Source organism: Vibrio owensii, from assembly GCF_002021755.1.
Lineage (GTDB): Bacteria > Pseudomonadota > Gammaproteobacteria > Enterobacterales > Vibrionaceae > Vibrio > Vibrio owensii.
Genome location: NZ_CP019959.1, coordinates 914,409 through 932,940, shown reverse-complemented (window position 1 = coordinate 932,940; position 18,532 = coordinate 914,409). Strand labels below are relative to the sequence as shown.

Sequence of the window (18,532 nt, the reverse complement as noted above, 5' to 3'; positions counted from 1 at the left end):
ATAATTGGGCTTTGTTTGAGAAGAAGGTTGAGAAATTATAGGGAGTTAATTGAGAAGCGAATGAAGAAAGAGAAGAAAAAAAATATCGTGGTATAGCCGGGGGGACTATACCACGGGTGTCAATGACACCTTCGCTTGCTGCCGGAGTGACATGTTGCCATGCCACCTCTGGAATTCTTTTGAGAGGCTGTTGTCTCTCGATGGGTTAACTATACGAGACCTTACTTATTTTTCTTATAAAAATAACGACAGCTTTATGTGAGAAAAGCGACAAGTTGTATTTTTATTTATAACTAACTGTATTTAATGTGATTTTTGCTGTTGATGAGTTTAAATGTTACGTTTGTGTTAATCTGCATTTGGCTGAAAATATTCGATTTTGACGAAAATGACGTGAGATTAATTAACGGAGTTGACGTTTCATTTCGCCAAAAGCATTAATGAAATCTTTGATTTCACACAATGAATGAGAGGGTATAGAAGAGTAACATTAGCGCCCTATACTATTAATAATAATATTTATCATTTGCACTACTCTTAAGGGCCACTATGAAGCTATCAGAAATTAAACCTGGCGAAACAGTGACAATTCGGTTGTTAGAAGGACTTACGTCGGACGTCAGAAAAAAGCTAATGGTAATGGGATTACTTCCAAATACTGAGGTTAAAGTTATTCGACGTGCTCCAATGGGCGACCCACTGCAAGTTGAAGTTCGTGGTGTTTCTGTTGCATTGCGAGAGGCCATTGCGCAGAACATTGAAGTGGAGCGAGCATAATGCAATACCAAATTCTTACGGTCGGTAACCCAAACAGCGGTAAAACGACACTTTTTAATGGCCTTACTGGTGCAAAACAACAAGTCGGCAACTGGGCTGGTGTAACGGTTGAAAAGAAAACTGGCCAGTTCAAACACGCTGGCGATGAATTTCTGCTGACAGACCTTCCGGGTATCTACTCTCTAGATAGTGGTAATGACAGTAATAGTATCGATGAGTCTATCGCGTCTCGTGCGGTTCTGACGCACCCTGCTGATCTGATCATCAACGTAGTCGATGCAACAAGTCTTGAACGTAGCTTATATATGACACTGCAGCTGCGCGAGCTTGGTCGTCCGATGATTGTTGTATTAAACAAAATGGACGCACTTAAGCGTGAACGCCAAATCATCAATGTTGCAGAACTCGAAAAAACGTTGGGTTGCCCGGTAGTTAGCCTGTCAGCGACAAACAAAGCACAAGTAGCCGAATTTAAAGAGAAGCTGCACAAGTCTGTGGTTCAAGGTGTCGCGTTAAAAGAAGTCGCTTTGAATTACGGCGAACAAATGGAAGTGGCGATCGGCAAAGTTTCGGCTCTTTTCAATGATCAAACCGTTTCTCACCGAGCATTGGCGATTCGCGCACTAGAAAAAGATGCACTAGTTCTTAACAGCATGTCAGATGCAGACCGCAATAGTGTTGAAAATACGATTGCCGAGCTAGATCTTGATGTTGACCTTCATGTGGCTGACACCAAATACACACATCTTCATGAAGAGTGTAAGAAAGTACGTCGTAGCGAAGGCAAGCTAAGCCGCAGCGTGACTGAAAAACTAGACCAATTCATTTTGAACAAGTGGGTGGGCATCCCATTCTTCTTCGTTGTGATGTACCTAATGTTCATGTTCTCTATCAACATTGGTAGTGCATTCATCGACTTCTTCGATATCGGTGTTGGTGCTCTGTTGGTTGATGGTGGTCACCACTTGTTAGACGGTCATTTGCCTGTGTGGTTAGTGACGGTTCTTGCTAATGGTATCGGTGGTGGTATCCAGACGGTTGCAACCTTCATTCCGGTTATCGCGTGTTTATATCTGTTCCTAGCGGTACTTGAGAGCTCAGGTTACATGGCTCGTGCAGCATTCGTACTAGACAAAGTGATGCAGAAAATCGGTCTACCGGGCAAAGCATTTGTACCGTTGGTTCTTGGTTTTGGCTGTAACGTTCCGTCAATCATGGCAACTCGTACTCTAGACCAAGAGCGTGAGCGTAAACTGGCTGCATCTATGGCGCCATTTATGTCATGTGGTGCTCGTCTGCCTGTATACGCACTATTCGCTGCGGCATTCTTCCCGGGCTCAGGTCAGAACATTGTATTCGCACTTTACCTACTTGGTATTGTGGCAGCGATCTTCACAGGTCTTTTCCTTAAGCACACGCTTTACCCAGGTAGCAGCGACAGCCTAGTGATGGAAATGCCAGATTACGAGCTTCCGACGCTACAAAACGTGGTGATCAAAACTTGGCAAAAGCTAAAGCGCTTTGTACTTGGTGCAGGTAAAACCATCGTTATCGTTGTTGCTATTCTGAGTTTCTTCAACTCATTGGGTACTGATGGCAGTTTTGGTAACGAAGACAGTGAAAACTCTGTGCTTTCTAAAGCGGCGCAAGTTGTGACTCCAGTATTTTCACCAATCGGTGTTCAAGAAGACAACTGGCCTGCGACGGTCGGTATCATTACTGGTATCTTCGCAAAAGAGGCGGTAGTTGGTACGCTGAACAGTCTATACACGACGCCAAGCGACGGTGAAGACGCAGAATTTGATCTAATGGGCAGCCTAGAAGAGGCAGTAATGAGTATCCCAGAAAACCTAGCTGGTTTGAGCTACTCAGATCCACTAGGTATTGAAGTAGGTGACTTAACTGACTCAAATGCCGTTGCAGAAGAACAAGAAGTCGATGCTTCTATCTTCGGTAACATCAAATCGCAGTTTGCTTCTGGTAATGCCGCATTTGCTTACCTAATCTTTATCCTACTGTACACACCTTGTGTGGCGGCGATGGGTGCTTACGTACGTGAGTTTGGTCATAAGTTCGCACGCTTTATCGCGGTTTGGACAATGGGCTTGGCTTACCTATGTGCGACGTTCTACAACCAATTGACGCATTTCGCAGATAGCCCAGTGACAAGTGGCATTTGGATGGCAGTGATCGTAGCTATCTTCTTTGGGACATACCGTGTGTTCAAACGAGTTGGCAAGAAGCAAAACGGTGCATTAGAGGCGCAAGTAGCATGATTTTAAAAGAGCTTTATCAATACATTGCAGACAAAGGAACCGTCTCCCAGTCAGATCTGGCTAAGCAGTTTGGGATGAGTGAAGATGGTGCTGACGCGATGTTAAGCGTGTGGATTAAGAAGGGTAAAATTAGCCGCTTAGTTGACACCAATAAAGCTCATGACGTGACTCGAGTTCGCTACTCAGTGACTAAACAAGATGGTTTGTCTCTGACAGTCACCATGTAGCGATTATCAAAATTAGTTATCTAAAAATTATCACGTAAAAACGACAAAGCCGCATCAGCAATGATGCGGCTTTTTTCAACTTATAAGCTCAGATTTTGCAAAGTTTCCCTGTTAAGCTTTTTGGAAAATAGAGCTCAGTGACAGCACATTTTTAATGCGACCAAGTAATTCGTTTTGCTCTTCTTCTGTACGGAATTCACCTTTGGTGTTACCCCAAACTGGTCCCGGCCATGCTACGTCATCTTTGAAGCGAGCAATATGGTGAATGTGTAGCTGAGGCACCATGTTACCTAGTGCGCCTAGGTTTAACTTGTCTGGACGGAATATTGCTTCCAGTGCTTGGCTTACTGCCTGAGACTCTAGCAAAAACTGTTGCTGTTCTTTCATCGGCAAGTGGTGAAGCTCTTTTAGGTTTGCACGTTTTGGTACCAAGATAACCCATGGCACTGCATTGTCTTTATGTAGAAGTGCTACGCACAGTGGGAAGTGACCGATAACGGTGGTGTCTTTTGCCAATTGAGGGTGCAGTTCAAAACTCATTATATTATCCGATTTGAATTGAATGACATCAGTATACGCCAGATAAAACAAAAGGTTGACGCTTTCACGCCAACCTTTCTAAATCGTCTCGATTCTCGATTCTCGATTCTCGATTCTCGATTCTCGATTCTCGATTCTCGATTCTCGATTCTCGATTCGCTTACATACGCTCTAGAGTATCAATACCTAGTAGAGACAGACCTTGCTTGATGGTCTTCGCTGTTAGGGCTGCTAGTTTCAGACGGCTTTGTTTCACTGTTTCGTCTTCAGCAACTAGGATAGGGCATGCTTCATAGAAGCTAGAGAACTGACCTGCTAGTTCGAATAGGTAGCTACACATGATGTGTGGCTGACCTTCGCGAGCAACAGATTGAACCGCTTCTTCGAACTGCATAAGTTTTGCGATAAGCGCTTTTTCTTTCTCGTCAGTGATCTTAATTTCACCTTGTAGATCATCCATAGAAACGCCAGCTTTAGCGAATACAGATGCTACGCGAGTGTAAGCGTATTGCATGTACGGTGCAGTGTTACCTTCGAACGCTAGCATGTTGTCCCAATCGAACACGTAGTCCGTAGTACGGTGCTTAGAAAGGTCTGCGTATTTAACCGCTGCCATTGCAACTGTGTTCGCGATCGCTTTCTTCTCGTCTTCTGCTAGTTCTGGGTTCTTAGATTCGATCAGCTGTGCTGCACGAACTTCTGCTTCATCAAGAAGATCAGCAAGACGAACCGTACCGCCTGCACGAGTCTTGAATGGTTTACCATCTTTACCTAGCATCATACCAAACGCGTGGTGCTCAAGAGATACTGATTCTGGCACGTAACCCGCTTTACGAACGATAGTCCAAGCTTGCATTAGGTGTTGGTGTTGACGAGAGTCGATGAAGTAAAGTACGCGGTCCGCACCTAGTTCTTCGTAACGGTATTTCGCACATGCGATATCCGTTGTTGTGTATAGGAAGCCGCCGTCACGTTTCTGAACGATAACGCCCATCGCTTCGCCGTCTTTGTTCTTGAATTCTTCAAGGAACACAACTTGTGCGCCATCATCTTCAACCGCAAGGCCTTGTGCTTTAAGGTCTGCTACGATCTTAGGTAGCATGTCGTTGTACATGCTTTCGCCCATTACGTCATCACGAGTTAGAGATACGTTTAGACGATCGTAGTTGCGTTGGTTTTGGATCATGGTTACGTCAACCAGCTTCTTCCACATTTCTGCGCAGAACTTGTCGCCGCTTTGCAGTTTCACAACGTAGTTACGTGCTTTAACTGCGAATTCTTCGTCTTCGTCGTACAGTTTCTTAGACTCACGGTAGAAGCCTTCAAGGTCAGCCAGTTCCATAGAAACTTCGCCAGACTCTTGTTGTACACGCTCAAGGTTTGCGATAAGCATACCGAACTGAGTACCCCAGTCACCGATGTGGTTCGCACGGATCACTTTGTGACCTAGGAACTCAAGAGTACGTACTACCGCATCACCGATGATGGTTGAACGTAGGTGACCAACGTGCATTTCTTTAGCAACGTTTGGTGCAGAGTAGTCAGCAACGATAGTTTGAGCTTCGTCTGCTGCAACGCCAAGACGTGAGTCAGCCAGTGCTGCTTCCGCTTGTTTTGCTAGGAACTCTTCGCTTAGGAAAATGTTGATGAAACCAGGACCTGCGATTTCTGTCTTGCTCGCAATACCGTCTAGGTCTAGAACATCCAGTACTTTCTGTGCAAATTCTCGTGGGTTAGTACCCAGTTTTTTAGCAACGCCCATTACGCCGTTTGCTTGGTAGTCACCAAATTGTGGCTTTGCTGATTGGCGTACTGCCGCAGGACTGCCTGCAGGTGCGCCAGCGGCTTCTAGAGCCTGAGATACTTTGTCATTAATAAGTGCTTGGATATTCACACGCGTTTCCTTCAATTCAAGGACGAAGAACTCGGCGAAGTAAGTGCCGAGTTCTGTTGGAGTTCACAAAAATGGGGCTAATGATAACAACTTTATTGCTTTTCATACAGAGAGGAATTGGGGAAATTTATACTTTTTCGATTGAATGGAAATGTGGCTTGGTTTGCGTTTACTATTGCGCTCAGAGTAATGAGATAAATCGCCCCATAAGAGAGCCACAATGACGACTCAACTAGTTGAAAAACGCCTAGCGCCTGAATTGATGATCCAAGATCTGGATGCATTTATGGCAAAGATTGAAGAGCTTGCATCCCTGTTAAAACTGGATCTGAGCTTTGCTCAAGCTGACCATATTGCGCTGCGTATTAATGATACTGAAACAGCGAAAGCCGCACATGAAGCATGGAATCAATACGGTAAGGTGATTTCACAAGCGAAAATCAACGGTCGCCCAATTATTGTTATCGAATTCGACAAAGCGTTGGAAAGCCGTGGTTGGAAGATTGAGTGTCTTGAGCTGCCATACCCAGCAGAAGGCAAAATCTACCCAACTGAAAGCTGGGAACATGTGGAGTTCGTGATTCCATCTCATGCCGAAACCGCAGATGAGTTTCTTGCTGATTTGAAACACACTTACCCAGCGTTTGGCGCGCGTTTTGACGAGTTGGAAGAGCTAGGTGTGAAGATCAAACTATCGAGTCCTAAAGGGGAAGGTGAACGCTTGAACAACCCAACGGTGGCGTTTAAGTATCAAGGCATTTGTATCAAACTGCACCCACATTCACTAAAGCGTATTGTGGAGTCTGAGCAGGCTGAATAAGTTGGCTCTGAATAACTATAAAGAAGAAAGAGTTGCTAAATGAGCAACCCTTTCTTTTTTCAAATGCGGTGAACTTAAAGAATAACTGTCTTATTGCCGTAAACAAAAACGTGGTCATTGATCACTTTATTCAAAGCTTTGCTCAATACGTTCTTCTCTACATCACGACCTGCTTGCGCCATATCTTGTGCGCTGAACGTGTGATCCACTGGAATAACGTCTTGCTTGATGATTGGACCTTCATCCAAGTCATTTGTCACGAAATGCGCCGTAGCACCGATGATCTTCACACCGCGGTCATAAGCTTGTTGGTATGGCTTAGCACCGATAAACGCGGGTAAGAAACTGTGGTGGATGTTGATGATCTTGTGACGGTATTTCTCTACGAAAGTCGGAGTGAGAACACGCATGTACTTCGCTAGTACAAGATAATCGGCATCGTATTGATCAATCACTTCAAGCATCTTCTGCTCGTGCTCTTCACGGCTAAGATCTTCGTGAGTAACGTGATGGTAAGGAATATCAAAACGCTCCGTGAGTGTTTGCAGTTTGTCGTAGTTACCAACTACAGCAGCAATTTCAACATCTAAGCTGCCATCGTAAGTCTTCATCAGAATATCACCCAGACAGTGCGCTTCTTTGGTTACTAGAATGACGATGCGTTTGCGGCGAGAGCTGATAAGTTTGCGTTTTGCACCTTGTGGCAGTGCTTGGTCTAAATCGGCGAGTAGCGTTTGATCGTTGAAGTAACCCTCCAACTCGGTTCTCATGAAAAAGTGCCCACTGGTGTTATCAACAAACTCGTTATTATGAACGATATTCAGCTGATGCTTATAACAGATATTGGTGATTTTTGAGATCAAACCCGGTGCGTCAGAACAGTGGGTTAACAGTGTTTTCTTTTCCATAAATCAGATACTTCCATGCATTATTTTTCTAGCGTACGAATAAAAGGGTCACGTCAGAAGCGTGAATCGTACTGCAATCTGACTTCATAAATAATCTATTCTCGGCGCGGTTTCAACAAATTATCCGCGCGATGCTAAAACCTAGTGCTTTTGTTGGCTGATGTTTACGCTCAACTCCTGATATACTCACGGCAATTTTTCTAACCAGATGTCAGGCATGATCGCAAAAACATTCTCCTCTGAGGGCGCGTTAGGCAAAGCCATTCCGGGCTTTCAAGCTCGCCAGCCACAAATTGATATGGCAGAAGCTGTCAGCAGTGCGATCAAAGACCAAACTCAACTGGTGGTTGAAGCCGGAACGGGAACGGGTAAAACCTTTGCTTACCTTGTACCCGCGCTATTAAGCGGCAAAAAAGTCATCATCAGTACGGGGTCGAAGAGCCTGCAAGAGCAGTTGTATCACCGTGACCTGCCGTTGATGGTCAGTGCTTTAGGCTTTTATGGACAAGTCGCGCTACTAAAAGGTCGCTCCAACTACCTTTGTTTGGATCGTCTAAGCCGACAAATGGTCGAGAGCCATACTAATGAAGCTGATCCAACACTGTTGACTCAATTGGTTAAAGTCCGTACTTGGTCGTCTGAAACCAAAACGGGCGATTTAGGGGATTGTGAGGATCTGCCAGAAGACAGCATGATCATCCCGACCATAACCTCCACCAACGATAACTGTTTGGGTAAAGAGTGTCCGAGCTACACCGATTGTTTCGTCTTAAAAGCACGCAAACGCGCAATGGATTCAGACATTGTTGTCGTTAACCACCACTTGTTCCTTGCAGACCTTGCGATCAAAGAAACCGGTTTCGGTGAATTGATCCCAGAAGCTGACGTATTCATTTTCGACGAAGCCCACCAGCTTCCTGACATTGCCAGCGAATACTTCGGGCAATCGATCTCTAGCCGTCAGATCCAAGAGCTCGCTAAGGACATTGAGATTGCCTACCGTACTGAAGCAAAAGACATGCGCCAGCTACAAAAAGTGGGCGATAAGCTGATGCAAAGTGCGATGGATATGCGCATCGTGTTGGGTGAACCGGGCTTTCGTGGTAACTGGCGTGAAGCTTTGCAATCGGAATCGATCAAACGTGAATTAGTGCGTTTAACCGATAGCTTAGATCTGGCGATTGATGTGTTGAAACTGGCACTAGGTCGAAGCCAATTGCTGGACACCGCCTTTGAGCGTGCCAACCTGATCAAAGGACGCATTGACCGCGTTTGTGATGTCGATATTACCGGTTACTCATACTGGTACGACACATCTCCCCGCCATTTTGCTCTGCACATTACGCCGCTATCGGTGGCGGATAAATTCCATGAGCAAATCGAAATCAAACAAGGCGCGTGGATTTTCACTTCTGCAACCCTAGCGGTATCGGGTGACTTTAAACACTTTACCGACCGTCTTGGATTGAAGCCGAAGCAGCAGTTTTCGTTGCCATCTCCGTTCGATTATGAGAAGCAAGCGCGCTTGTGTGTGCCTCGTTATTTACCAGAGCCAAACAGCCCAGGCTTAGCCGACAAACTGGTGCGAATGCTTGCGCCTGTGATTGAAGAGAACGACGGGCGTTGTTTCTTTCTTTGTACTTCGCACAGCATGATGCGTGAGCTTGGTGAACGCTTCCGTGAAGTGCTGGATCTGCCTGTGCTAATGCAAGGTGAGATGAGCAAACAAAAGACCCTTGCCGAGTTTATGGAGCTAGGTAATGCATTGCTGGTGGCGACGGGTGCATTCTGGGAAGGGATCGATGTTAGAGGTGATGCGCTGAGCTGTGTTATCATCGACAAATTACCGTTTACTGCCCCTGATGATCCTCTACTCAAAGCCCGAATCGAAGATTGTCGATTACGTGGTGGTGAGCCGTTTGCAGAAGTGCAAATCCCAGACGCGGTTATCACGTTAAAGCAGGGCGTAGGACGTTTGATTCGAGACCAAAAAGACCATGGGGCTTTAATCATTTGCGACAACCGTTTGGTAACGCGTGATTATGGTGGCATCTTCCTCGGCAGTTTACCGCCCATCCCAAGAACACGGGATTTGGAACGAATCAAAACATTCCTAAAAACAGAACAACCTGCCGCAGACTAAAGCGCTGTGGCATCAATAAATTAAAGAAGAATTGTAGAGAGTTACATGAGCGCAAAAATTCTTGCTATCGATACGGCAACTGAGAACTGTTCAGTTGCGCTACTGGTTAATGACCGAGTGATTTCACGCAGTGAAGTAGCTCCTCGTGACCACACTAAGAAAGTACTGCCTATGGTGGACGAAGTACTGAAAGAAGCGGGGCTGACTCTACAAGATCTAGACGCATTGGCGTTTGGTCGTGGTCCGGGCAGCTTTACTGGCGTTCGTATCGGTATTGGTATCGCACAAGGTTTGGCGTTCGGTGCTGACTTACCAATGATCGGCGTTTCAACGCTGGCTGCTATGGCACAAGCAAGCTACCGTCTACACGGTGCTACAAATGCCGCTGTTGCGATTGATGCTCGCATGGGTGAAGTTTACTGGGCACGTTACATTCGCCAAGAAAACGGTGAGTGGGCAGGTGTGGATGCAGAATGTGTTATTCCACCAGCGCGTCTAGCGGAACAAGCACAAGCAGACGACAAAACGTGGACTAAAGCGGGTACTGGTTGGGATGCTTACCAAGAAGATCTTGGCAAACTGCCATTCAACGTCACGAGTGGAGATGTTCTTTACCCTGATTCGCAAGACATTGTGATTCTTGCTGAGCAGGAACTTAAGAAAGGCAACACAGTCCCAGTAGAAGAATCGAGCCCGGTTTATCTGCGTGATAATGTGACGTGGAAGAAACTTCCGGGTCGCGAATAATCGGACTTTCAATGACATGACAAAGTGCAGGGCGTTTGCCCTGTATTTTTATGGAGCGTTATGGCGTCTATCAATGGTTTACCTCCTGCGTTAATACCGGGTGCAAATCGCACCAATAAAGTCGGTAAAAAAGGGCAGGTAAAGAAAGCTCAAGATAAGCAGCCCGTTGGTCAACCTTCTAAGGTGGCGAACGCTGTCGCGCATTCCATTAAGCAAGTGGATGAGTCTCAGATTCATCGCGCTCAAGTGCAATATGATTTGCCCGAGGGTCATGCTCGCAAAGCAATGGAACAGTATATGGACGTTATGAATCGAGCGAAGAAAGAGGAACTTGCTCAGTTACTTGGTGTCGATATCTATGTGTAAAACAACGAATTTATAGTGGGGGTTTATGAAACTTTCTGGACGTATTTTTCTGGTTATTATCGCAGCATTCGGGCTTTCTGCCTGTAGTTCTCTTCCTGAAGAGCTGAATGCAAGCACCGAGCAGGTTTTGACGGATTACAAAACCTTTGCTGAAGACCAAGGACAGGCTGCTAATGATGTCCGTCTTGGTGGTGTTATCGCGAAAGTGGATAACTTGAAAGACCAAACGCGTCTGGAGATCGTAAATCTGCCAATCAGCAAATCAGGCAAGCCGGACATCGATCAAGAACCAACGGGTCGCTTCGCGGTTTATTTTGATGGTTACTTAGAGCCAGTTGCTTTCAGTAAAGGTCGAATCATTACCGTGGTGGGTAAAGGTGCGGGCGAAGAAGAAGGCAAAATTGGCGAGCACCAATACATCTTCCCTGTCATCAAAGGCGATGGTTACCGCTTATGGAAGATTGAAGAGCGCGTACGTATGTACGACACGCCAACCTATTACTACCCTTGTTACTCCATTAACTGTCGCATGTGGCGAAATGATTTCCCTCAAGACGGCAAGGTGATCAAGAAGGTTAAATAATCTGTGATGAATGAGCGCCGTTTCGAACTCCCAAACGGGAGCATGGCAGCCTTAGAAATCGGAAACGAAAAAACGACTGCTTGTTCAGTCGTTTTTCTTCATGGGTGGATGGATAACGCAGGCAGCTTTAAAACCTTGATGAACGCCATCCATCAGCACAACCCTGATCTTCATTTACTAGCAATTGACCTATTTGGTCATGGCTTATCCAGTCATAAATCCTCAGACAATTACTACCCCTTCCACGACTACATTGCTGATTTACACCAATTATTGGATGAATTATCGCCAAACAGACTGGTGTTAGTAGGGCATTCACTAGGCGCTTTAATCGCAAGTTGCTATAGTGCTGCCTTTCCTGAACAGGTCGAAGCGTTAGTGCAAATTGAAGGAGCGGGTCCACTCGCAGAACAGCCTTCCAATAGCGTAAAACGACTGCGTGATGGTGTCCTTAGCCGGCAACGTCAACGCAACAAACCGGAGCGAGCTATCGCTTCTTTCGATCTGGCGTTAAAGCTACGCATGCAAGCGAATCACCTGACCGCCGAGCAGTTGATGCCAATCGTAGAGCGCGGAACTGAATGTCGTGATAACCAATGGTTTTGGCGACACGATGCCAAATTAAAATGCGATTCTCTTTATCGCATGGCACAGGATCACGCGAACTCGATCACCAGCCAAATACGCTGTCCGCACCTAATCATATTGGGTGACAAAGGATTTCAGCATTTACAGTCTAACCAAGTCGATTGGGGCGAAAATCCACCGAAAGTGGTTTCTGTCGCGGGTGGGCATCATTGCCATTTAGAGCAAACACTCGAGGTCGGAAAGCGAATACTTGGTGTAGTTAACAAAATTTAAACAAGTGTTTGAGAGTTACGTGCTCAAGCACGTTTGCTGTGCTGTAATAGTGCTCAAAATAAAAAGGACGCTATTTTTTAGCCAGTTATAAACGAGGAGTAACATCGTGGATAAACCATGGCTTTCACGTTATCCAAGTGACGTACCTGAAACCATTAATCCAGAGCAATATGAGTCTTTGGTAGAAATGTTCGAGCAGTCTGTTCAAAAATACGCAGACCAACCGGCATTCATGAACATGGGCTCGGTCATGACCTTCCGCAAATTGGAAGAGCGTAGCCGCGCATTCGCCGCATACCTACAAAACGAACTTAAGCTGAAGAAGGGCGACCGCGTTGCTCTTATGATGCCAAACCTGCTTCAATATCCTGTCGCGCTATTCGGTATTTTGCGTGCAGGCTGTATTGCTGTGAACGTGAACCCACTTTACACTCCTCGTGAGCTTGAGCACCAGCTAAACGATGCTGGTGCAACGGCGATCGTTATCGTTTCTAATTTCGCGAACACACTAGAGCAAATCGTAGAAAACACGCCAGTGAAACACGTGGTTTTGACCAGCCTTGGTCAAATGTTGCCACGTGCGAAAGGTACGCTTGTCGACTTCGTGGTTAAATACGTGAAGGGCATGGTGCCTAAGTACGATCTACCGGGTGCAATCTCAATGCGTAAAGCGCTGCACAAAGGTCGTCGTCTTCAGTACGTGAAACCATTTATGTCTGGCGATGATATTGCGTTCCTACAGTACACTGGTGGTACAACGGGCGTAGCGAAAGGCGCAATCCTGACGCACCGCAACATGATCGCTAACGTAATGCAGGCGAAAGGCGCGTACGGTCCAGTATTGTCTCCAGGTCGCGAGCTTGTTGTTACGGCACTGCCGCTTTACCACGTATTCGCACTGACGGTGAACTGTCTACTTTTCGTTGAGATGGGTGGTAACAACCTGCTTATCACTAACCCGCGTGATATTCCGGGCTTTGTGAAAGAGCTGCAAAAATACCAGTTCACAGCGATTACCGGTGTAAATACGCTGTTTAACGCGCTAGTGAACAACGAAGATTTCCATGAGCTAGATTTCAGCAACCTTCGCCTAGCGGTAGGTGGTGGTATGGCCGTGCAACGTGCAGTGGCTGAAAAATGGCAAAAGACCACAGGCTGTTACCTACTAGAAGGTTACGGTCTAACAGAATGTTCTCCATTGGTGGCGGCTTACCCGCACGACCTAGTGGAATACAACGGTTCTATCGGTCTGCCTGTACCATCAACTGAAGTACGTATTGTTGATGAAGAAGGTAACCCACTAGCAAACACAGAGACAGGTGAGCTTCAAGTTCGCGGTCCTCAAGTGATGCAAGGTTACTGGCAGCGCCCAGAAGCGACCAAAGAAGTGATCAACGAAGACGGTTGGCTATCGACGGGTGACATCGTTAAGTTTGATGATGAAGGTTTCCTACACATTGTTGATCGTAAGAAAGACATGATTCTTGTGTCTGGTTTTAACGTTTACCCGAACGAAATCGAAGACGTGGTTGCTCTACACGGAAAAGTGCTAGAAGTCGCGGCAATCGGTCAGCCTCACGAAGTGTCTGGCGAGTTGGTGAAGATCTACGTTGTAAAACGCGATCCGAGCCTAACCAAAGACGAAGTGATTGCACACTGTCGCCAACACCTAACTGGCTACAAAGTGCCTAAGTTGGTTGAGTTCCGTGAAGACTTACCGAAGACCAACGTAGGTAAGATCCTTCGTCGCGTACTGCGTGAAGAGAACGACGCAGAGTTAGCGAAGAAGAGCGCATAAGCGGATTTCTTTGTGCAACAATCATTTATTGCCAAATAGTGTTAGAATGCCAGCGTTTTGCTGGCATTTTTTTATAGCGAGAAGCATGTGAACTATCAGATCATTACGAAAAACAAAGACCTAGAAGAAGTCTGCGCTCTAGCAAGAGAAGCCGACGTAGTTATGCTGGATACCGAATTCGTGCGAATCAGGACTTACTATCCGCAACTAGGTTTGATTCAGCTTTTCGATGGCAAACAACTTTCCCTTATCGACCCGACTGAACTGACTGACATGACGTCGTTCGTCGAGTTGCTAAAAGACACCTCAGTACTAAAAGTACTGCACGCGTGTGGTGAAGATTTAGAAGTCTTCCAAAATGCTTTTGGCTGCACACCATTCCCAATGGTGGATACGCAGTTGATGGCAGCTTTCCTAGGTCACGGCCTGTCGACAGGCTTTGCTACGCTGGTGGAAGAATACCTAGGTGTAGAGCTAGACAAGAGCGAATCTCGCACCGACTGGATGGCGCGTCCACTGACTCAAAAGCAGCTTGATTACGCCGCGGCTGACGTACACTACCTAATGCCTCTTTACGAGAAGCTACTAGATAAAGTGAACGAAGCAGGCTGGTGGGAAGCGGTTCAACAAGAGAGCGACCTACTGGTATCAAAGCGTATTCGTAACTTAAATGAAGAAACCGTCTACCTAGATATCAAAGGTGCATGGCAGCTAAGACCGGCTGAACTTGCGATTCTTAAGCCTTTAGCGACTTGGCGTTACCGTGAGGCGATCAAGCGCGACCTTGCGTTGAACTTCATTTTCAAAGAAGGCGACTTGCTGACGGTGGCTCGCCTTGGGCTGACAAACTTTAAGAAGATGGAAGCGGAAGGCATCGACATTCGTGCGATTAACCGCCACGGCGCACGAATTGCGGCTATTGTGAAAAGTGCAAAGCAAACACCTGCCGATGATTACCCAGCGAAAATTGAACGTTTGATGGATTACCCAGGCTACAAGCAAATCTTCAAGAACATGAAGGATGTGGTGAAGGTAGCATCGCAAAAATCAGGCTTGGCGACCGAGTTCTTGGCTTCTAAAAAGCAGATCAACCAAATCATCAGTTGGGTATGGAAGAAAGACCGCGACCCAGCGCGCCTGCCGGATGTGATGCAAGGCTGGCGTCTTGAGTTACTCGGCGAGAAGATGAATAAGGTGCTGAAGTAAGTACCAAATAAAAAAGGTTGGCATTATCGCCAACCTTTTTTGTAACACGCATTTGTCTTTTGTTTTGAGTGCTCAAGTGTCTAGAGCGCTCAAGCAAAGTCGAAAAGTAATTACTTCTCGTCTTCTGGCAACTTCACGTTTAGCTCAAGAACCGAAATATCATCGTCCTTATGTTCAAACGTCAAATCCACCATGTTTGGATCAATCGCAACGTATTTGCTGATTACCTTCAAGATGTCCTCTTTCAATTGAGGCAAGTAAGAAGGCGCAGGATCGTTCTGGCTACGACGCTCAGCAACGATGATCTGCAAACGCTCTTTGGCTAGATTCGCAGAAGTTTTCTTTTGAGGGCGGAAAAATTCTAGTAGTGACATGTCTAGCCTCCGAATAGTCGTTTAAAGAGTCCTTTCTTCTCCTCAGTAAGGAAACGAAATTCAACCTGGTTGCCCAGTAGGCGGTCTACCGTATCAGAGTAAGCCATGCCTGCGTCTGTGTTCTCGTCAAAGATCACTGGCACACCTTTGTTTGATGCGTTTAGAACTGCTTGGCTCTCTGGAATCACGCCCAGTAGAGAAATGTGTAGGATCTCTTCTACGTCTTCAACGCTTAGCATCTCACCTTGTGTTACGCGAGAAGGGTTGTAACGGGTCAGTAGTAGGTGTTGCTTAACTGGCTCAAGACCTTGCTCAGCTCGTAGCGACTTAGAATCCAAAATACCTAGAATGCGGTCAGAGTCACGCACCGAAGACACTTCAGGGTTTGTCGTTACAATCGCTTCATCTGCGTAGTACAGCGCCATCAGAGCACCTTGTTCGATACCTGCTGGAGAGTCACAGATGATGAAGTCGAAGCCCATTTCATCCAACTCAGTGAACACACGTTGCACGCCATCTTTGGTTAGCGCGTCTTTATCACGTGTTTGAGAAGCTGGAAGAATGAATAGGTTATCTGTGCGCTTGTCTTTGATCATCGCTTGGTTAAGCGTTGCTTCACCGTTGATGACGTTAACAAAGTCATACACCACGCGGCGTTCACAGCCCATGATAAGATCGAGGTTACGCAAGCCGATATCAAAATCGATCACCGCAGTCTTTTTGCCCTTTAGAGCCAGACCAGAGGCGATGGCTGCGCTTGAAGTGGTTTTACCAACGCCACCTTTACCAGACGTTACTACAATAATGCGTGCCATTTTATTTCCTTTTTAGACTAAATCGTGAGTGTTTCTAGATGTAATGATTCTTCGGCTTTACTGATCATTACTTTCTTTTGCCAATACTCACTCTCAATTTGATCGCTCAACCAGTAATCTCCTGCAATGGAAACCAGTTCAGCTTGTAAATCGTGACAAATAATTCGTGCTTCTTGTTGGCCGCTCGCCCCAGCAATGGCGCGTCCGCGTAGGGTGCCATGAATGTGGATAGAGCCATCAGCAATCACTTCTGCACCAGCGCTTACGTGTGCCAGTACAACCAAGTCACCGTCTTTGGCGTAAATCTGCTGACCAGAACGTACAGGTGTACGAACGATTTTGGTCGGCGCCATTTTTGCTGGTGCTTGAGTTGGAGATTTGCTCGCAGACATGATGGCGAAGCCCGCTTCTGAGGCAAGGTTTTGAACACGCTTATCTTTACAGCCAGTCACACCAACCGGAATAAACCCTGCATCGGCGATGCCTTGTTTAAGTGCGGTGAAATCAATATCGCCTTCTACTTTTGCTATATTGATAACCAGAGGTGCGGATGCGAAGAAAGAGGGTGCTTGAGAAACCTTTTCTTGCAAAAATTCGACAGTCTTAGCGATCTCGTTGTCAGAAAGGTGTAAAACTGACAATGTAAAACTGCTACCTTTAAGGTCAGGTGAATGGGTCATCGTGGACTTCTTGCCTTTATTGAAAGAGCGTTGCCTTAAACTAGGTCTGTCATGTTATATTTCATCCTTTAGCGCAGCAAGTTCTCAAGCGGGCAAATAAGTGAATTAATCTCAAATTTGCTATCAAGTTTGCGAGAATTTTACGTTTTCAACAAAATCCGCATTCAAAGCGGGTAAATCAGCACAAAAGGCTCGTCATGCTTTGTTCTATTTATAAAAGTTCCAGAAAAGAAGGCACTTATCTCTATATTCCGAAAAAGGATGATTTCTCACAGGTTCCTGACACGCTAATGCAGATGTTCGGTAAGCCTATGCCGGTAATGACAATCAAACTTGATGGTCGTACTTTGGCACAAGTTGATGTCGAGAAAGTGAAAGCGTCATTAATTAATGATGGTTTCTTCCTACAGGTTCCGCCTCCGCCGGAAAACCTACTAGAAAAATACAAAGAACAAAAAGCCCAGCAGAAAGGCGAATAACGTCACCGCTTTTCATCTGGGAATTCTGCCTCGCTCAAGGAGGGCGATATGAAAAAGATACTGGCAGCAATGCTCAGCGTTGGTATGTGCACTTCAGCCTTTGCAAGTAGCGATGGCTTTGATGAATACCTAAATAAATTGCGTGCAGAAGCACGTGATAAAGGCATTTCCGAACAGGTGATCAGTGCCGCTTTTGCTGATGTGGAATACAAACCACGTGCAGTCAAAGCCGACCGTAACCAACCTGAGAAGAAACTGACGTTAGACGAATACATTCCGCGCGCGGTACCTGAGTGGAAGGTAAAACAAGCGAAGCAACTGTATAAAGAACACTACGCTGAACTTAAACGCATTGGTGATGAGTTTGGCGTGCAGCCACGCTTTATCGTTGCACTTTGGGGCGTGGAAAGTAACTTCGGTAAGTTCACTGGTAACTTCCGTGTGATCGACGCGTTGTCGACCATGGCGTTTGAAGGTCGTCGTGAAGAGTTCTTCCGTAAAGAAACCATGGCGGCACTACAAATCCTAGATGAAGGTCATATCGAGCTAGAGAACTTCAAAGGTTCTTGGGCAGGCGCGATGGGTCAATGTCAGTTTATGCCAAGCTCATTCCTACGCTTTGCTGCGGATGGTAACAGCGATGGCAAGAAGGACATCTGGCAATCAGAAGCGGACGTGTTTGCTTCTACTGCGAACTATCTAAGCAAATCTGGCTGGGATGATAAATTCACTTGGGGTCGTCAGGTTAAGGTGCCACACGGCATCGACCATAACCTGCAAGGTCGCGAGGCGGAAAAAGGTAAGTACCTTCAAGAGTGGAGCAAGCTTGGCATCACCAAATACGATGGCAGCCCACTTCCTAAGCTGGACGAAGACATCAAAGCTTGGTTGATCATGCCAGACGATGAGAACGGCCGTACTTACTTGGTGTACAACAACTACAATGTGTTGATGAAGTGGAACCGTTCTTACTACTTCGCACTGGCGGTAAGTCACTTAGCTGACCGCATCACATTCTAGATTGAATGTATAAACGAA

19 protein-coding genes are annotated in these 18,532 nt (G+C 46.1%); 13 read left to right on the top strand and 6 right to left on the bottom strand.

Translation table 11 applies throughout. From position 1 onward, the window contains the following. Window positions 1–549 precede the first annotated feature (549 nt). From A9237_RS04015 to A9237_RS04005, 3 genes are read left to right on the top strand one after another with little or no spacing between them, the layout of a single operon-like run. The gene (locus tag A9237_RS04015) at window positions 550–777 is read left to right on the top strand and encodes a FeoA family protein (protein ID WP_033005426.1); all 228 of its coding nucleotides are present in this window, start codon (window positions 550–552) and stop codon (window positions 775–777) included. Then, entirely contained in the window at window positions 777–3,053 is a 2,277-nt protein-coding gene (feoB, locus tag A9237_RS04010; RefSeq protein ID WP_078607732.1) for a Fe(2+) transporter permease subunit FeoB, read from the top strand. The genes A9237_RS04015 and feoB overlap by 1 nt, the downstream gene beginning before the upstream one ends. Then, window positions 3,050–3,280, top strand: a complete 231-nt coding sequence (locus A9237_RS04005) for a FeoC-like transcriptional regulator (RefSeq protein ID WP_005426709.1) — start codon at window positions 3,050–3,052, stop codon at window positions 3,278–3,280. Before feoB ends, A9237_RS04005 begins: the two co-directional genes overlap by 4 nt. A 111-nt stretch (window positions 3,281–3,391) precedes the next feature. On the opposite strand, the gene A9237_RS04000 is transcribed toward A9237_RS04005, so the two are convergent. Next, complete coding sequence (locus A9237_RS04000) at window positions 3,392–3,820, bottom strand: HIT family protein (RefSeq protein ID WP_078607731.1); 429 nt, start codon at window positions 3,818–3,820, stop codon at window positions 3,392–3,394. Between the two features lie 160 nt (window positions 3,821–3,980). Next, window positions 3,981–5,714, bottom strand: a complete 1,734-nt coding sequence (argS, locus tag A9237_RS03995; protein ID WP_078607730.1) for an arginine--tRNA ligase — start codon at window positions 5,712–5,714, stop codon at window positions 3,981–3,983. Between the two features lie 220 nt (window positions 5,715–5,934). On the opposite strand from argS, the gene A9237_RS03990 reads away from it, so the two are divergent. Next, window positions 5,935–6,534, top strand: coding sequence for a VOC family protein (locus A9237_RS03990; RefSeq protein WP_078607729.1), 600 nt, complete (start codon window positions 5,935–5,937; stop codon window positions 6,532–6,534). 74 nt (window positions 6,535–6,608) lie between these two features. Here A9237_RS03990 and purU read toward each other — a convergent pair whose 3' ends face one another. Continuing rightward, on the bottom strand, window positions 6,609–7,442 hold the full coding sequence (gene purU / locus A9237_RS03985; RefSeq protein WP_005428723.1) for a formyltetrahydrofolate deformylase: 834 nt from the start codon (window positions 7,440–7,442) through the stop codon (window positions 6,609–6,611). 217 nt (window positions 7,443–7,659) lie between these two features. Between purU and A9237_RS03980 the strand changes: the two genes are divergently transcribed. The 7 genes from A9237_RS03980 to rnd all read left to right on the top strand — a co-directional run bounded on the left by A9237_RS03980 (window position 7,660) and on the right by rnd (window position 15,146). After that, complete coding sequence (locus tag A9237_RS03980) at window positions 7,660–9,585, top strand: ATP-dependent DNA helicase (protein ID WP_078608703.1); 1,926 nt, start codon at window positions 7,660–7,662, stop codon at window positions 9,583–9,585. Window positions 9,586–9,630: 45 nt separating this feature from the next. Beyond that, window positions 9,631–10,332: a tRNA (adenosine(37)-N6)-threonylcarbamoyltransferase complex dimerization subunit type 1 TsaB gene (gene tsaB / locus A9237_RS03975; RefSeq protein ID WP_078607728.1), complete on the top strand. Its 702-nt coding sequence runs from the start codon at window positions 9,631–9,633 to the stop codon at window positions 10,330–10,332. Window positions 10,333–10,392: 60 nt separating this feature from the next. Beyond that, the gene (locus A9237_RS03970) at window positions 10,393–10,698 is read left to right on the top strand and encodes a hypothetical protein (protein ID WP_005437006.1); all 306 of its coding nucleotides are present in this window, start codon (window positions 10,393–10,395) and stop codon (window positions 10,696–10,698) included. Window positions 10,699–10,723: 25 nt separating this feature from the next. Further along, the gene (locus A9237_RS03965) at window positions 10,724–11,281 is read left to right on the top strand and encodes a Slp family lipoprotein (protein ID WP_078607727.1); all 558 of its coding nucleotides are present in this window, start codon (window positions 10,724–10,726) and stop codon (window positions 11,279–11,281) included. 6 nt (window positions 11,282–11,287) lie between these two features. Continuing rightward, a complete protein-coding gene (locus A9237_RS03960; protein WP_078607726.1) occupies window positions 11,288–12,142 on the top strand; it encodes an alpha/beta fold hydrolase in 855 nt (284 codons plus the stop codon). 106 nt (window positions 12,143–12,248) lie between these two features. Next, window positions 12,249–13,940, top strand: coding sequence for a long-chain-fatty-acid--CoA ligase FadD (gene fadD, locus A9237_RS03955; protein WP_005437015.1), 1,692 nt, complete (start codon window positions 12,249–12,251; stop codon window positions 13,938–13,940). 87 nt (window positions 13,941–14,027) lie between these two features. Further along, entirely contained in the window at window positions 14,028–15,146 is a 1,119-nt protein-coding gene (gene rnd, locus A9237_RS03950) for a ribonuclease D (RefSeq protein ID WP_005437016.1), read from the top strand. Between the two features lie 110 nt (window positions 15,147–15,256). On the opposite strand, the gene minE is transcribed toward rnd, so the two are convergent. From minE to minC, 3 genes are read right to left on the bottom strand one after another with little or no spacing between them, the layout of a single operon-like run. Then, window positions 15,257–15,520 (bottom strand): cell division topological specificity factor MinE, encoded by a 264-nt coding sequence (gene minE / locus A9237_RS03945; protein ID WP_005437690.1) that lies wholly within the window; start codon window positions 15,518–15,520, stop codon window positions 15,257–15,259. Window positions 15,521–15,522: 2 nt separating this feature from the next. Then, complete coding sequence (minD, locus tag A9237_RS03940; protein WP_005437688.1) at window positions 15,523–16,335, bottom strand: septum site-determining protein MinD; 813 nt, start codon at window positions 16,333–16,335, stop codon at window positions 15,523–15,525. Window positions 16,336–16,352: 17 nt separating this feature from the next. Further along, window positions 16,353–17,015 (bottom strand): septum site-determining protein MinC, encoded by a 663-nt coding sequence (gene minC, locus A9237_RS03935; RefSeq protein ID WP_005437686.1) that lies wholly within the window; start codon window positions 17,013–17,015, stop codon window positions 16,353–16,355. 197 nt (window positions 17,016–17,212) lie between these two features. Between minC and A9237_RS03930 the strand changes: the two genes are divergently transcribed. Together A9237_RS03930 and A9237_RS03925 are read left to right on the top strand one after the other, a co-directional pair. After that, the gene (locus tag A9237_RS03930) at window positions 17,213–17,494 is read left to right on the top strand and encodes a YcgL domain-containing protein (RefSeq protein ID WP_012127285.1); all 282 of its coding nucleotides are present in this window, start codon (window positions 17,213–17,215) and stop codon (window positions 17,492–17,494) included. A 48-nt stretch (window positions 17,495–17,542) separates the two neighbouring features. Next, window positions 17,543–18,514, top strand: coding sequence for a lytic murein transglycosylase (locus A9237_RS03925; protein ID WP_078607725.1), 972 nt, complete (start codon window positions 17,543–17,545; stop codon window positions 18,512–18,514). Window positions 18,515–18,532 lie beyond the last annotated feature (18 nt).